The sequence below is a fragment of the Xanthomonas graminis pv. graminis genome (genome assembly GCF_030168915.1).
Lineage (GTDB): Bacteria > Pseudomonadota > Gammaproteobacteria > Xanthomonadales > Xanthomonadaceae > Xanthomonas_A > Xanthomonas_A translucens.
Map to the genome: position 1 here is coordinate 4,513,978 of NZ_CP076255.1, position 14,989 is coordinate 4,528,966.

14 protein-coding genes are annotated in these 14,989 nt (G+C 59.1%); 2 read left to right on the forward strand and 12 right to left on the reverse strand.

What is annotated here, in order from left to right:
* Nucleotides 1-69: 69 nt before the first annotated feature.
* Nucleotides 70-2,469: a GH36-type glycosyl hydrolase domain-containing protein gene (locus KHF85_RS19640; RefSeq protein WP_284567956.1), complete on the reverse strand. Its 2,400-nt coding sequence runs from the start codon at nt 2,467-2,469 to the stop codon at nt 70-72.
* Nucleotides 2,466-3,845 (reverse strand): MFS transporter, encoded by a 1,380-nt coding sequence (locus KHF85_RS19645; protein WP_284567957.1) that lies wholly within the window; start codon nt 3,843-3,845, stop codon nt 2,466-2,468. The genes KHF85_RS19640 and KHF85_RS19645 overlap by 4 nt, the downstream gene beginning before the upstream one ends.
* Nucleotides 3,846-3,995: 150 nt before the next feature.
* Here KHF85_RS19645 and KHF85_RS19650 point away from each other — a divergent pair, with 150 nt between their 5' ends.
* The gene (locus KHF85_RS19650; RefSeq protein ID WP_284567958.1) at nt 3,996-4,559 is read left to right on the forward strand and encodes a gluconokinase; all 564 of its coding nucleotides are present in this window, start codon (nt 3,996-3,998) and stop codon (nt 4,557-4,559) included.
* Between the two features lie 424 nt (nt 4,560-4,983).
* On the opposite strand, the gene KHF85_RS19655 is transcribed toward KHF85_RS19650, so the two are convergent.
* The 4 genes from KHF85_RS19655 to KHF85_RS19670 form a co-directional block, all read right to left on the reverse strand.
* Nucleotides 4,984-5,610 carry a DNA-3-methyladenine glycosylase gene (locus tag KHF85_RS19655; RefSeq protein WP_284567959.1) on the reverse strand — a complete coding sequence of 209 codons (627 nt, stop codon included), beginning with the start codon at nt 5,608-5,610 and terminating at the stop codon, nt 4,984-4,986.
* A 128-nt stretch (nt 5,611-5,738) separates the two neighbouring features.
* On the reverse strand, nt 5,739-7,886 hold the full coding sequence (locus tag KHF85_RS19660; RefSeq protein WP_284567960.1) for a S46 family peptidase: 2,148 nt from the start codon (nt 7,884-7,886) through the stop codon (nt 5,739-5,741).
* Nucleotides 7,887-8,560: 674 nt separating this feature from the next.
* Entirely contained in the window at nt 8,561-9,088 is a 528-nt protein-coding gene (locus KHF85_RS19665; protein ID WP_284567961.1) for a hypothetical protein, read from the reverse strand.
* Nucleotides 9,085-9,783, reverse strand: a complete 699-nt coding sequence (locus KHF85_RS19670) for an RHS repeat-associated core domain-containing protein (RefSeq protein WP_284569607.1) — start codon at nt 9,781-9,783, stop codon at nt 9,085-9,087. Before KHF85_RS19670 ends, KHF85_RS19665 begins: the two co-directional genes overlap by 4 nt.
* A 63-nt stretch (nt 9,784-9,846) precedes the next feature.
* On the opposite strand from KHF85_RS19670, the gene KHF85_RS19675 reads away from it, so the two are divergent.
* Nucleotides 9,847-10,803 (forward strand): IS30 family transposase, encoded by a 957-nt coding sequence (locus tag KHF85_RS19675; RefSeq protein ID WP_009597007.1) that lies wholly within the window; start codon nt 9,847-9,849, stop codon nt 10,801-10,803.
* Between the two features lie 79 nt (nt 10,804-10,882).
* On the opposite strand, the gene KHF85_RS19680 is transcribed toward KHF85_RS19675, so the two are convergent.
* The 6 genes from KHF85_RS19680 to KHF85_RS19705 all read right to left on the reverse strand — a co-directional run bounded on the left by KHF85_RS19680 (nt 10,883) and on the right by KHF85_RS19705 (nt 14,946).
* A complete protein-coding gene (locus KHF85_RS19680; protein ID WP_284567962.1) occupies nt 10,883-11,008 on the reverse strand; it encodes a hypothetical protein in 126 nt (41 codons plus the stop codon).
* A complete protein-coding gene (locus tag KHF85_RS19685; RefSeq protein WP_284567963.1) occupies nt 11,008-11,394 on the reverse strand; it encodes a hypothetical protein in 387 nt (128 codons plus the stop codon). The genes KHF85_RS19680 and KHF85_RS19685 overlap by 1 nt, the downstream gene beginning before the upstream one ends.
* Before the next feature lie 241 nt (nt 11,395-11,635).
* On the reverse strand, nt 11,636-12,604 hold the full coding sequence (locus tag KHF85_RS19690; protein WP_284567964.1) for an RHS repeat domain-containing protein: 969 nt from the start codon (nt 12,602-12,604) through the stop codon (nt 11,636-11,638).
* Between the two features lie 146 nt (nt 12,605-12,750).
* Nucleotides 12,751-13,041, reverse strand: coding sequence for a hypothetical protein (locus KHF85_RS19695; protein WP_284567965.1), 291 nt, complete (start codon nt 13,039-13,041; stop codon nt 12,751-12,753).
* Between the two features lie 514 nt (nt 13,042-13,555).
* Nucleotides 13,556-13,942 (reverse strand): hypothetical protein, encoded by a 387-nt coding sequence (locus KHF85_RS19700; protein ID WP_284567966.1) that lies wholly within the window; start codon nt 13,940-13,942, stop codon nt 13,556-13,558.
* A 26-nt stretch (nt 13,943-13,968) separates the two neighbouring features.
* Nucleotides 13,969-14,946, reverse strand: coding sequence for an RHS repeat domain-containing protein (locus KHF85_RS19705; RefSeq protein WP_284567967.1), 978 nt, complete (start codon nt 14,944-14,946; stop codon nt 13,969-13,971).
* Nucleotides 14,947-14,989 lie beyond the last annotated feature (43 nt).

The window sequence follows — 14,989 nt, forward strand, 5'->3', positions numbered from 1 at the left end:
TGCTTATCCCTGTAGGAGCGGCTTCAGCCGCGACAGGATGTCAGCTCGCTCCAGGCACGGCGGCCACCCTCACCCACCCGGCAACACCACCTCGACCAGATAGCGGCGGCCCGGTTCGATGCCCTCGATTCGCGGCGCGTCCAGCGCGCGCCCATCCACGCTGACCTGCTGCGCAACACAACCGGCATCGCGCTGCATGCGCACATCGAACACCGCACCGCGAAACCGGCGCTGCACCGCCGCCTGCCTCCAGTGCGACGGCAACTGCGGGCGCACGCACAGCGCCTCGCCTTCGCCCTTCAGCCCGAACAGGCCCTCGATCAAGCAGCGATACAGCCACGCCGCAGTGCCGGTGTTGAACAACTGGCTGGAACGACCGGCGGTACGCGGCAACTCGCGCCAGGCGCCGCGGTAATAGTTCGGCACGAACACCGGCAACTGCCCGCGCTGCAGGTAGTCGGCCAGGTCCGGTCCCGGGATCATCGCGCGCAGTACGCGCCAGGCGCGGTCGGCGTCGCCGATCGCGTACAGCGCGTGCAGGTAGAACGCGGCGGCGTGGTTGTAGACCGAACCGTTCTCTGCCGAACCAGGATGCTTCTGCGTCAGCCGGCCCACATCCTCGCGCATCGCGGTATACGGCGGCGCCAGCATGGTGGGCCCGTACGGCGTGTCCAGCTGCGCATCGACCGCCTGCAGCAGGCGCGCGCGCCGGTCCGCATCGGCGGTGCCGGCGAGCAGCGCCCAGCTCTGCGGATTGAGATAGATGCGGCCTTCCGTATCGTCCTTGATGCCGAAACGCACGCCGTCGTCGGTGATGCCGCGCGCATACCAGTCGCCGTCCCACAGTTCGCGATTGACCGCGGCGTTGACCTCGGCCGCACCGGCACGGCACGCGGCCGCCTGCGCGTGGCGGCCATGGCGTTCGCAGAGGGTCGCCCACAGCTGCAATGCGTAGGCCGTGGCCACCGACAACCAGCCGGACACGCCGCGACCACGATAGCCGACCATGTTCATCGGGTCGCACCAATCGCCCTGCGCGATATAGCTCAGCCCGCGCGCGTCGCGTGCGCCGAGCAGCCAGCGCAGCGCCGCGTCCAGCCGCGCGGCGACGCTGGCACCGCGCCCGTCGGTGCCGACCACGATCTCCTCGAGCAACGCCGCATCGCCGGTCTCGTCCAGATACGCCGACAGGAACACCGGCAACCACACGCAATGGTCGGTATGCGGCACCTGGTTGATGTACTTCAGCTCCGCGCCTTCGATCAGCAGGATGCCGTCCGGCATCGCGCCGCTGGCGTCCTGTTGCGACAGCGCATGCAGCAGCGCCGCACGCGCCGTCCGCGGGCGCAGGAAGCTCATGCCCATGTGGTCCTGCAGGAAATTGCGGGTCTGCGGATCGGTGGTCAGGCGGTTGACGTCGCCGTGATAGAACACCTGCCGCGGCAACCAGTGGTTGACCAGGTTGTCCAGGCCCGGATCGGGCGTGGCGATGTGCAGGCAGCCGGCAGCCTCGTTCAAATAATCGCTGTACACGGCGGCCGCTTCGGCGAAGCCGGCAGCCGACAGATACCGGTGCCGCAGCGCGGCGATCTCCGCATCGTCGCGTGCCGGGCCGAACAGGAAGCGCAGCGTGTGTTCCTGTTGCGGCTGCAGCATCAGGCAGTACTGCAAGGCCGCGGTCGGCGTTTCGTAGCGCGCATCGTTGCCGCCCAGCCGCGGCTGCAGCACTGCGCTCGGCGCATGCAGGCCGCCCTCGCCCTCGAACGCCGATTGCCGTGCATCCCAGGCGTCGGGCAGCTGCTCGTGCAGCAGGAAGGTGCAGTCCTTGAAGTCGCGGTTGCGGAAATAGTCCTCGACCTTCTGATACGGCGTGACGCTGCGGCACACGATGCCGCCCAGGTCGGCGCGGTACTCGCCGCTCTGCTGCATCCACGACATGTAGCCGACCGGGAAATACGCATACAGCGCGATGCGCCGCGCGCGCCCGTCCAGATTGCGCACCTGGCACTGCCACAGCTCGACCGTGTCCTCGACCGGCACCTGCAGCCGCACCTCCACCTCGATCTCGGCGTAGCGCACGCACCAGGCGATGTCGCGCTTGCCGACCGAGAAGCGGAACGCCTGCGGCGTCGCACGCACCGGCTCGTACGGCACCGAATAGACCGCACCGCTGTCCTCGTCCTTGAGATAGAAGAAGCGCCCCGGATGATGCGCGTAGTACGGCTGCTCCGGCTGCATGAAGGTCCTGGCCTCCAGGTTCGGCGCATGCGCGTACCTGGCCGGCTCCGGCTGCATGAACTGCGCGGTGGCGTAGCCGCGGCAGGTGGCCTGGATCATCATCCGCCGGTTCCACAGGAAGCCGCCGGCATTGGGCAGGGCCGTCGGGCTGTGCAGCTCGTAGCGTTCGCCATCGGCGCTGGGCGCCAGCACATCGCTTACCTCGCCGGATGCGTCATTGCCAACGCTCATGCGCTCGCCTCCTCCGCGGCGCGCTTGCGCGCGGCCAGTTCCTGTTGGATACGCAGCAGCGCCGCATCGTCGAGCGGATAGAACCGCATCGTCCACGCCGCCAGCAGTGCGATCGCGCCCGGGATCACCGTCAGCAGCAACACGATCCCCAACTGCGAGGCATCGCTCTGCGCCTGGTTGGCCACATAGCCCATCCCCGCCAGCATCCACGCGATGCAGGCCGAGGCCAGCGCGCCACCGAGCTTCTGCGAGAACGTCGCCGCCGAGAACGTCATCGCGGTGGCGCGGCGCCCGGTCTTCCATTCGGTGTAGTCGGCGGTGTCGGCATACATCGAGAACGCCAGCGGCGATTTCGGCCCCAGCGCCAGGCCGATCAGCAGGTTGATCGCGAACAGCGCCCAGATCGCCTCGCGCGGGATGAAGAACATCGCGCAGCTGAGCACGCCCACCACCCCCATCAGCCACATCATCAGCCGGCGCTTGTCGCACAGCCGGGTCAGCAGCGGCGTGGCCGCCGCGCCCACCGCCAGCGCTATCGAATAACTGCCCAGGAACCAGCCGGTCAGGTCGGGGCGGCCGACGTAGTACTTGAAGTAGTACACGCCGGCGCCGGCGCGCATGACGATGGTGATCATGATGATCAGCGCCAGCGCGAACAACACTCGCCACGGCGGATTGCGCAGCAGGTCGGCGATGTCCTGCCGCACCGGCGTGCGCGGTTGCGGCAGCGGCTGCACGCGCTCGCGCGTGGTCGCGAACACGATCGCGAAGAGCGCCGCCGCGGCGATGCCGTAGACCAGCATGGTGCGTTGCCAACCCTGCGCATCGTCGCCGTTGGCGAACCAGCGCACCATGTCCAGCGTGGCGTAGTTGACCAGCGTGGTGCCGGCGAAGGCGGCGATGAAGCGGAAGCTGATCAGCGTGGTGCGCTGCTGGCTGTCGGCGGTGATCACCCCGGACAGCGCCGAATACGGGATGCTGACCACCGTGTACATCAGCATCATCACGCCGAAGGTGACGTAAGCCCAGACCAGCCGCCCGCCCTGGCCCAGATCCGGTGTGGTGTAGGCCAGCACGCCGCTGGCCGCCATCGGCAGGGCCGCGAACAACAGATACGGCCGGAACTTGCCCCAGCGCGAGCGGGTGCGATCGGCGAGCGCCCCCATCAGCGGATCGGTGACCGCATCGACCACCTTGGTCAGCAGGATCATCGTGCCCACCGCCGCCGCCGGCAGGCCCATGGTGTCGGTGTAGAAGATCAGCAGGAATGCGGAGATATTGGCCCAGTAGAAATTGAAGCCCATGTCGCCGACGCCGTAGCCGACCTTTTCGGTCCAGCGCAGCGGTGCATCGGCGCGTTGCGGCGGTGTGGGCATCGGCGATCCTGTCGGGTGGTCATGCGATGATGGAACGGCGCCAGGCAGGTTGCGCTGATCGTGGCGTGCCGACGCTACACCACGCTGCGCGCATCGCCAACGTCGGCGCGTGCATCATGCCAAACCCCCAGCAAGGTATAACCGCTCGTGATGGACGCGACATTCCAGAATTCCTTGCCGCAGCGCAGCGAAGCCATCGTCGTGATGGGCATTTCCGGCAGCGGCAAGACTAGCGTCGCGCAGGCGCTGGCCGCGCACTACGGCCTCGCGTTCCTGGACGCGGACGACGTCCACAGCGCCGCGGCCAAGGCGCAGATGGCGCGCGGCGTGCCGCTTACCGATGCGCAACGCGTGCCCTGGGTGGCGGCGCTGGCGCTGCGCCTGCGCCAGTCGATCGACGCCGGCCGCAGCGTGGTGCTGGCCTTCTCCGGGCTGCGCCGCGCGCACCGGCAGCAGCTGCGCGACAGCGGCGTACCGATGCGTTTCGTGTTCCTGCATGCCGCCGCCCATGTGATCGCGGAACGCCTGGCGCGACGCAGCGGCCACTTCATGCCGCCAGGCCTGCTGCAGAGCCAGATCGACACGCTGGAAATGCCGCTGGAGGAGCCGGACGTACGCTCGGTGGACGTGGATGCGCCGTTCGATGCAGTGGTGGCGGATGCCATCGCGCAGCTGGATGCCACGTCTGGCGGTGCGCGCGTCGGCGCTGTTTGACGCGTCTTTCGCCTCATTCGGGCGATAGTGATCGAGTCGCTTCGTTCGTTGCGGCACAAGCTGCTCCCATACGGGATTGCAGCCAAGTTGCTGGAGTCACTGTAGGAGGGACTTCAGTCCCGACAGATAGTGTCCGAGCGCGGTGAGGTTCCCAACTTCGCTCGTCGCGGCTGAAGCCGCTCCTACAAGGGCGCTTGCGGCCAACTCGATGGGTGCACTGTGGGAGGGACTTCAGTCCCGACAGATAGCATCCGACGGCGGTCAGGTTCCCAACTTCGCTCGTCGCGGCTGAAGCCGCTCCTACAAAAGGCCTGCGACAAAGCTACTGGGTGCACTGTAGGAGGGACTTCAGTCCCGACGCCTTCCCCCTCTCGGCCATCCCGCCGCGCGACGCGCCGGTCTGTGTGGACCCCAACGCAACCTGTCAGTTCGCGCGCACGCCCTTGCGCTGCGCTCCCGGCAGTGCAGGTCCCGACACGTTCGGATCGCCAGGCACATACCAGCGCCACAACGCCTCCGTGGCCTTGCTGATGCCGATGCGCGGCGTCGCCACCGGATCGGCCGGCGATGGCGTGCCATCGTCGCCCAGCCATAGGCGCGAACTGGCCTGGGTCAGATCCAGCCCATTGTCCGCACCCGAAACACCAAGCGCCTTGGCCAGCCGGCCGGGACCGCGGGTGAGATCGGCGATGCGTCCCACGCCACGCGCCAACTGCATCGCCTCGATTCCCGCCAGCGGCGCCAGCGCACGGATCAGCACCGCATGCCCGGGCGCGCCGCCGCACACCGCATTGAGCGCCCAGTGCATGCCGTAGATGAAGTAGACGTACAGATGGCCGGGCGGGCCGAACATCACCTGCGTGCGCGGCGTCATGCCGCGGAACGAATGCGCCGCCGGATCCTCGGCGCCGCAATAGGCCTCGACCTCGACGATGCGACCGCAACGGCCGTCGTCGGCGATCAGCAGCTTGTTCAACAGTTCCGGCGCCACCAGGCGCGAGTCGCGGGCGTAGAACCTGCGGGGTAGCGGCGTCGGAGAGATCGGGGACATCGTCGCAGTCTAGGACGATCGCAAAAGCGATGCTGCCTCGCGCAGACGATCGCACACGCCTGCGCCCGCAGAATTTCCATACCAACGGCAGGAGCCATAGCCACGACACGTGGCGTACACGCCGCGGCTCACTCCGGCGGCAAATGCAGCTCCTGCAGCAACTGCGGCGCCGGATACACCTTGGCCAGCAACCAGCGCAGGTAGCGCATATCCACATGGATCGCCCGCTTGTAGCGCGGGTCGTACCACCAACTGGCGCTGACCGCCTCCCAGTTGCTGTCGAAGTTCAGCCCGATCAGTTCGCCGCGCGCATTGAGTACCGGCGACCCGGAATTACCGCCGGTCGTGTCCAGGTTGGTCAGGAAATTCACCGGCTGCGTCTTCAACTGCGCATCGGCGGTGCTGCCGAAATCGCCCTTGGCGATCGCCTCCAGCAGCGGCTTGGGCGCATCGAACGGTTCCTGCCCGGTATTCTTCTCGACGATGCCGGCAACCGTGGTCAGCGGCGCGAAGTGCACCGCATCGCGCGGCGCCAGCGGCTCGACCCGGCCGTAGCTGATCCGCAGCGTGCTATTGGCATCCGGATACACCGCCCGCCCTTGCTGCTTGCGCCAGGCGACCAGCGCACGCATATAGGCCGGCCGCAGGCGCAACTGTTCGCCCTCGCGGGTCTTGCGCTCGTTCTCCAGGCGCAATTGCGCCGGTACCAGCGCCGCCGCCAACGCCATCAGCGGATCGGCCGCCACCGGCTTGCCCTCGCGCGCGGCGGCGAAGCGCGACAGGCGTTCGGCCTCCTCGCCCAGCCTGGTCCCGGCATAGCGCTTGTCCAAGGCCTGCTGCAACTGCGCCGGCGTGCGCCCGAACGCCGCATCGAATTCCGGCACGCGCTGCGCATCGGGCAGCTGCTGGTAGCGGGTCAGCAGCGCACTCAGCAGCGCCTTCTCCACCGCAGGCGCGTAGCGCCGCTGCACCTGCTTCAGCGTACCCTCGATCAGCGCCTGGTCGCGCTGCTGATAGCCGGTTTCGCGCTGCTCGTCGGATTTGGCCGACTCCAACCGCAGCCGCTCCAGCGTCAACGCCGAACGCAGCAACTGGGTCTGGGTACCGATCAAGGTCAGCAACAGATCGCGCTCGCGCAGCGCCGACGCCTCGGCCAGCAGCGACTGCAGCGCGGCGATGTCGCGCGCATCGTCGCCCTGCGTGGCGGCGAGCATGCCGCGCTCGTCCTCGCCGCGCAGCCGCACCGCCTCGCTGCGCTGCATGCCTTCCAGCTCGCCGGTCGCACGCTTGCGATTGTTCTTCAGCGACTGCAGCTGCGCCGCATAGCGCGTGCGCGCCTCCACATCCGCCTTGCCCGCCGCCTCGATCACCGCGATCATCTGATCGAACACCGCCACCCGCTGCGGCAGCGCCCCGTTCACCTGCTCGTCGAACTCCGCCGCCGTGCGATGCCGATAGGTGATGCCCGGATACCCGGCCAGCATCGCGTAGTCCCCGGCCTTCGGCCCCTGCGTGGCGATCTGCAGATGCGCCGGCGGCTGGTACGGCACATTGTCGGCGCTGTAGTCGGCCGGCTTGCCGTCCTTGCCGACGTACGCGCGCAGCAAGGTGAAATCGCCGCTATGCCGCGGCCACATGAAATTGTCGATCTCGTCGCCGTAGTTGCCGATCGCCCGCGGCGGCGCATACACCAGGCGCACATCGCGCAGCTCCAACTGGCGGATCCGGTAGAAATCCGTGCCGTAATACATGTTGGCCACACTGCAACGCACCCCGCCCTCGCGCTCGCAATCGGCCACGATGCGCTTGCTCGCCGCATCCACCGCATCGAAGTAGGCGCGCCCGGTCTTGCCCTTGGCCGGCCCCAGCACCGCGTCGGTGACCTTGTCGAAGCCCACCGTCACCAGCACCCGGAAATCCGGGTTGGCCGCGCGCTCGTCGCCGCGATCCTTGGCGATGAAGCCGTGCTCGATCAGATTCTCCTTGGCCGAGGTGTTGTACTGGATCACCCCGTAGGCCACATGGTGGTTGGTCAGCAACAACCCTTCCTCCGACACGAACGCCCCGGTCCCGCCCCCGACCTTCACCACCGCACTCAACGGCGGCTGCGTCACCGCCGCCAGATCGCGTGGATCCCCACCAAAGCCAGCTTCGCGCAACGGCTTGGCCAGCTCCGGCAACTGCGATGGCATCCACATGCCTTCGTCGGCATGGGCGGTCGCGGTGAGGGCGAGGCTTAGGGTGAGCGAGGCGGCGAGGGAATTGGGCTTGGACATGTGGAGATCGATAATAAAGAGCGTAGCCGCGACCTTAGCCGCCCGCTGCGGTGGCGGCAACCAAGACACCGATCATTGATCGATGGATATAGCTCTAAACAAGAAAAGTCGAAAATTCTCCCGACAGGAACAAGCGAGAACAGGACCAGGTCACTTCATACGACCTATGCACTGATACCGGCGATGCGTGCGCTGCTACCGCTATATAGAGCTCGACTCGATACCCGCGTGCCTCACCGATGATAAGGCCGCGTACCGCTGGTCCAGCTGCCCAGCCACTTTACGTCAACGGGAACATTCGGTGCTGACACCGCATTCATGCTGGCTAGCCTTGGAAAAAGCGCAGCCGAGCGGTCCTGTACATATCGCGCATTGCCAAATGAATTCCTGACAGACGCATTACTTGCTTACACACGTATCGGCCTCTAGCAACAGGGCGCCTTCGGCCACGGCGCCTTTCGCACTATGGTGTTGGATGCCAAGACCCATCGCTTCGCCGGTATCGGGATCGTCCATCGATTAATAAATCCCATTATTATTACTATATAATTGAACTCATCCCATTACGGCGACATAAATTAAAGCCATTACTGCGCCGGGTATTAGCGATTGCACTATAATTTATTATATATTTATCGCCCAACTGAAAATTCCGTTAATATATTTTAAGGACTTTATCCGGCCACGTGAAAAAGAAATTTTTCACTACATGAAATACCAGAATCAGTCGATATGCATGGCCGGAAGTTGTCGACAAAAGACTTAATGATCTTATCCTCCTTGGAACAATTAAATAACTTTAAGTGGCTTACATTACCAACCTTGGATGAATAGGGCTTATACAAATAGTGCTGTGCTTCCATGTTGTTTCCAAGGCTTTTTGTAATGAAAATTTTAACTTCACCGTCGGTGGAACTCCAAGAATTTTTTGTAACGCCAGGTTCAGATGACCCGGGGCTTGTGCCATAATAGATTTCTACAATTCTTTTTCCCGGCAAAAACACCCTGTAATATGTGAAGTCTATATTAATTTTCATCTCAAGCTTATCTCCAGGAGCAATGCCAAAACATGCTTCCTGCAAATAAACATTGCAATATACGTATGGAGATATTCGACCCACTTTCCTCCCTGAAGAATCTTCGATTGACTCACTACACCCTACTAGTAAAATAAAAATTACAATGACAATAAAATTTTTCATGGATTTCCTTGTTGATGAAATGTAATGTTTTGCGCCCCGTTAGCGCCAGAGCGAATCTCTTGCAGATTTTTACTATCAATCACACCTGGAAGTTGACCTGCAATATTTCCATTCCAACCTGAATCTACTATCGTTACTCTCTGCCCGTTAGCGTCGGTCGATTCTGCGTAGTGATCTTGCCCCCCCACCAAATGAATTGCTTCGTGAAATGCTTCACCAGATGGCATTCCTCTAGATTGCACATTCCACTCTCCAGAGGTCCTATTTCCGCTCACGTATGAAGCACCTTGCTGTGCAGTATTGGAAGTAGGGCCATTCGTAAGAGTAATCGTATTTACTGCTTGGCGCGGCGTGCTAGCTGTTACATCAACAATGTGAATAGCAACATATTGATTGCCACTACCATTTTGTACGCTAAAGTTACCACGCTTCACTACATCCGCCTTAATTGCTGCAATGTTTTGCGGCGTCGCCGCTGGCCCCACGAATTTGATTGGTATATTTATTCCAATATTTCCCCTCGCAGTTTCAACTATAATTCCGTTTCGCCCATCCGGATCAATAATTTTGTACGGATTCCCAAGCGCATAAGCGTAACGGTTAAAGTTATCACCTAATGAACGTGTTGCGACTGGATCACTCGACAAGAATCGCCCAACATCTTGGTCGGCGGCTTCAACTCCGATTCGCAACACCAACGGTTGTGAAGTGGCCCGGCGACCTGACTTGAGCGACTTCACCGCCAAGTGGAGTTGCCCATGTCATCCAGCCGCCTGGACCAGGCCGAACGATACCGTTTGCATGCGTTATATGAAACCGGGATGTCGATGCGGGCCATCGCCGATGCGTTGGAGCGCGCGCCCAGCACGATCAGCCGCGAACTGCGCCGCAATCAGCACGCTCGGCACTATCTGCCAGATCACGCACAGCGCATCAGCGAGCATCGGCGCACGCAGGCCAGCCGGCGTCCACGCATCGACGCTGAGCGCATCGCACAGATCGAGGTCCTGCTGAGCGAGGACTTCAGCCCGGAACAGATTGCCGGTCGCACCGGCCTGGCCAGTCACGAATGGATCTATCGGCACATCTACGCTGACCACAAGCGCGGTGGCCAGTTGTTCACGCATCTACGCAAGCGCCGCCGCAAGCGCCGTCGGCGGGGCGTGCGCGATGGCCGCGGACAGCTGACACATCGGCGCAGCTGGACACAGCGCCCCAGCGTGGTGGAGCAGCGAAGCCGCATCGGCGACTGGGAGCTGGATACCCTCCGGGCCTCACACGGAAAGGCCGTGGTGGTCAGCATGACCGAACGCCGCAGTCGCCTGCATCTGCTGGCTTACTCGCCTGACGGCACCGCCGAGAACGTGCGCAACGCCATCGTCCAGCGCCTGGGCGGCCTAGGCCACACGGTGCACACCCTCACCGCCGACAACGGCAAGGAATTCGCCGATCATCGGCTCATTGCCGCCTGCTTGCAGAGCGACTTCTATTTTGCAGATCCGTACTGCGCATGGCAGCGAGGCAGCAACGAAAATGCCAACGGATTGACGCGCCAGTACTTGCCACGACACATCGATTTCAGCACCATCACCGATGCGCACCTGCGATGGATCGAACAGCGACTCTACAATCGTCCGCGCAAGATACTCGGATTCAAAACGCCCCTCGAAGTCTTCTCCGAGGAGGTCCTCAACAGCGTTGCGAATCGGAGTTGAATCCGCCCCCTTCAAATCGATCCGGGCTAGATATTAAATCCGGTATCGATACTTCACCCCCATCAACATCATACCTCGTTCACGCCTCGGAATTAAATTCCGGCGAGTTATTTATTTCCGCTTTTTTGTTTACAACCCCTGTATCTTCATTAGAACAACCAATCAACAAAAAAACCAAAAATAATCCATAGATATTTTTTTTCATCACTTGCACCCTGTTGCCGCGGTAGGATTACATTTTACGTAATCCCCCGCATCTCGATAATCCTTCCTGGTTGGCTCACTCAAATCCTTTCCTATTTTTTGCTCCACCTTAGTGGCACGATTTTCTTCCGGGCTAACCCCCTTAGTCCCATCTGGATTAGTAGGCCTTTCCAAAGCCTTTCCAAAGGCTTGATCTCCCGTACGGTCATGCTCTGCTGCATGACTAATCTCATGGCCGCCATTGACCTTAGGCGACTGCGTCTCACCAGAAGATTTTATTTTAAACCCATAAGAAGGATTTAATGAGATTGTACAAACAACAGGGCCAGAGGAAATATCCATTTTAAGAAAATATTTCCTCTGGCCCCGTTCCAGGCCCAAGTTCATAAAACGCTCTAGAAAGTGAACCTGACCCCGTTAGTTATCTTTCAGGCTAATATTTCACTATTAACTTCACAATTATTTTTTCTTAATAACCAAGTAAGAAACGAGCCGTACTGCACCAAAATACAGCACTGCCACCCCCCCCACCTGCCACCACTCACTTAAATAGTTTTTAACAAAAGGCAAACACAAACCAAAAGCAATGGCTGAAATTATGTAGACAGTTCCAGGATCCATCATCCATTCACTTTTTTTCCGCTTCATTTGCAGCCCTTTGCGTTGATTTTGTGGCTAGCTTAGCTGCCAACCAGGCTCCTACTGCCGTTTTCAATGATGACACGTGCGCAGCTATTCTTCCCTGAAGCTTCGCGGCTCTTGATGCAGTATTAGCCGCCTGCCTACCAAGAGTTCTAATAGCACCAACGTTAGTAATCGCAGTTTTGGCTGTAGTAATTGTCCCGGGCGCAAACGCTCCGATAGCCCCCGCAACTGCAACATCACTTTTATCGATTGATACGTCTCCAAGTTGTTTTCCGTCCATTGCCATCTGCTCGCCAGCCTGTGTAGAGGCCTCAAGCCCAGCAGAAACCAAGCCATTTCTCACATACTGAGCCTGAGGCCCTACTGTTGCTGCGATCGCTACTACCCCAACAAGCGCTCCCGCTCCGCGCGCCTCTGAACGCTCCATGAAATCGGCACGTGACATCTCACCGCGATTCATAGCTGCAATATCATTGTCGATAGCGCATGTGGAAGGTCCGTCGCACCTGCCGTCGGGATCCTTATTTGCATAGGGGTTATTAGAGGCGTACCAATATCTACTAAAATTTATACCATTTTGCGAGCTTACATTCACCGGATCCACTGATAGAAATCTTCCTATTTTTGGATCATAGTAGCGCTGTTGCATGTAAGTAAGCTCGGTTGCCGCATCCATGACGTGACCAGTGTAGCCAGGCCCATCCGTCAGCGGGCGATTCAGCAAACTGCCATAGGGCTCATACTCGCTACGCTCGATAATATTCCGGTCTTTGTCCGTCGTCAGCACAACCGAACCCAGTCCATCCGTATGGACATACCGAACCGTCTGCGCCGAGGCGCTGAATGCGACGAGCAATGAAATGGCCGCTGCAGCGGTGACGCGCAGCATTTCCTTAACCACCCGGATTTTCAACATGACTCGTCCTTGCACTTTTTGAGTGATTGATTTCATTCACCATAAGCATCAGCATGCATACAATTAATATCACCCTTCGCCAGTGCCAACTAGAAGCGTGCTATATCGTTATGACAATGCATGAGCCCAACATCGCTATTTCGGAAAATACTTGCCTACGCACCAGCCCTGTACACCCACCGCTACTTCAAATAGATCTCGACGATCTTGCAACCGCTAGCCTGGACATTGACTTTGCGCTTGTTAACCAAAGCCGTCATGATCATCGCGAGCATGGATTTCCCGCCGGGCTGTGACTCGTCGAATTGCATGATCGGGGTCGATGGAGATTCAGTTTTAAACTCACTCGGCAAGGCCGTGAACCAGACGAAGTGCCCCGTCCCCGACTGATAGGTATTGACTTGGGTGATCGCGACATCATTCGCCCACTCATTGGCGAATGAGTTTCCGCTGACCGCGCTAAAGAAAAGCAAGAAAAATCATTTCATCTTCATTGATCTCGCACCTTTTCGCTCATGTTTAACTATCTTTTCAGGCGGATGGATAGAACTTTGGTGCGAGCGCCGAAGACACACTTTCCTGCATCCACAATGATCTCGACGTCAGCGTTAGAGGCGTATGCCGACAACGCCATTGCCACGAGCTCCTTGTACGCCGCATGGCTCTTCTCTATCCCAAAGTCATTTAGGGAAGCTGTGCATCCAGTCGGGCCGTTTATCGAACTATGGATGGCGATCCCTTCGCCATCCCAGCCATTTTCGATATAGGTGATCTTTGTCGGGCCTACCAGATTCGCTGCCTGGACTGTCTGGCAGAGGCTTAAACAACAGGGCCAGAGGAAATATCCATTTTAAGCAAATATTTCCTCTGGCCCCGTTCCAGGCTGCAGTCGTTGCGGCCGGAATCTGCTGAAAGGGATTCTTCAGAGCCGACTAAATGTCAACGGCTACTGCCACCCCGGCAAAGCCGGGGGAACTCCCTCGGGGGTTAGATTAAGGCACCAATGACGCTAATAACTGGTATAGACAGAAAAGCGACAACCCCAAATATGAGGAAGCGCTTCATATCAGATTTTAGTCTATCTAAATTAGCATCCCCTGTGGAGCCGGCTCTAAACAACCAATCCCCTTCGCGCATTGTGTTAACCCCCCTAGCCTTCAACAATGGCACATATGTAATTTCAGCCTCAACGGCATTATTTACAACTTTTATTGCGCGCAATATTCGAATTCGCCTCAACGTTCCAAGTACAGCCAATCCACAGAGGACTAGTACGGCATAAGAACCAGACAACACTTTCGGGCTTATAGAACCAAAAATGAGCAACGCTATTAAAAATACAAGCAGCGCCACCCAAAGTATCCAAAGATGCATGACCTTCATTTTATACCTCACAATCATTACTTTGTATTCGGAGCCACGGGTGCTGGCATAGAAACTGGCGGCAGTGGTACGACTTCCAGTGGTCCGACTTCAACACTCGGAGTCTTATCGCCCCCGGAAACCATACCTTTAACTACACTTGCCACATCAGCACCGGTAAAAATAGTTTTACCATAAGAAGCCGTTACCGAAGTGTGATTTTCAAAAGGCAACAACTTCAACTGTTGCCCTATGGATATCGTTTGATTTGGACCACCAAGATCGTGATCATAACAAAATGCCAAAAAATACATATTCGCACTTCCACCAGCGGAGGCAGATAGACCCGCACCGGCCATGTCTTCTGCCGAGTTCGCACTTGTATTCCATGTGACAGCACCGGCATAACCAACGCCAATATCAGTCCCTGCCATGCCTCCACCTTGACCGAGAACACCAATACTCCAAGTCATAGGATTCAAAGAAGGGAAACTGTAAACCCACTGAGTGCTTGCTGTAATTCCACCAAGGGCACTGGCGTTACCTGAAGCACCTGTAGCAATAGATAAACGCCCATCATAATCTACAAATCGATATGGGTTATTATTTGCATAATAGTATCTATTAAAGTTGGCTAACGGCTTTTCGTAGGCGGAAATTGGGTCGACACTCAGAAGCCGCCCAATTGATGAATCAAAGTAGCGCTGCTGCATATAAGTTAACCCAGTAGCCGCATCCATAACATGGCCCGTATAACCTGGCCCATCTGCCACCGAGCGATTCAATAGGCCGCCATACGGCTCGTATTCTCTGCGTTCAACAATATTCCGATCCTTATCCGTCACGAGCACCACAGAACCCAGCCCATCCGTATGGACATACCGAACCGTCTGCGCCGAAGCGCTGACTGCGACGAGCAATGAAATGGCCGCTGCAGCTGTGACCCGCAGCATTGCCTTAACCACCCGTATTTTCAACATGACTCGTCCTTGCACTTTTTGAGCGATTGATTTCATTCACTAGAAGCATCAGCATGCGCACAATAAGTAGCGCGCATCA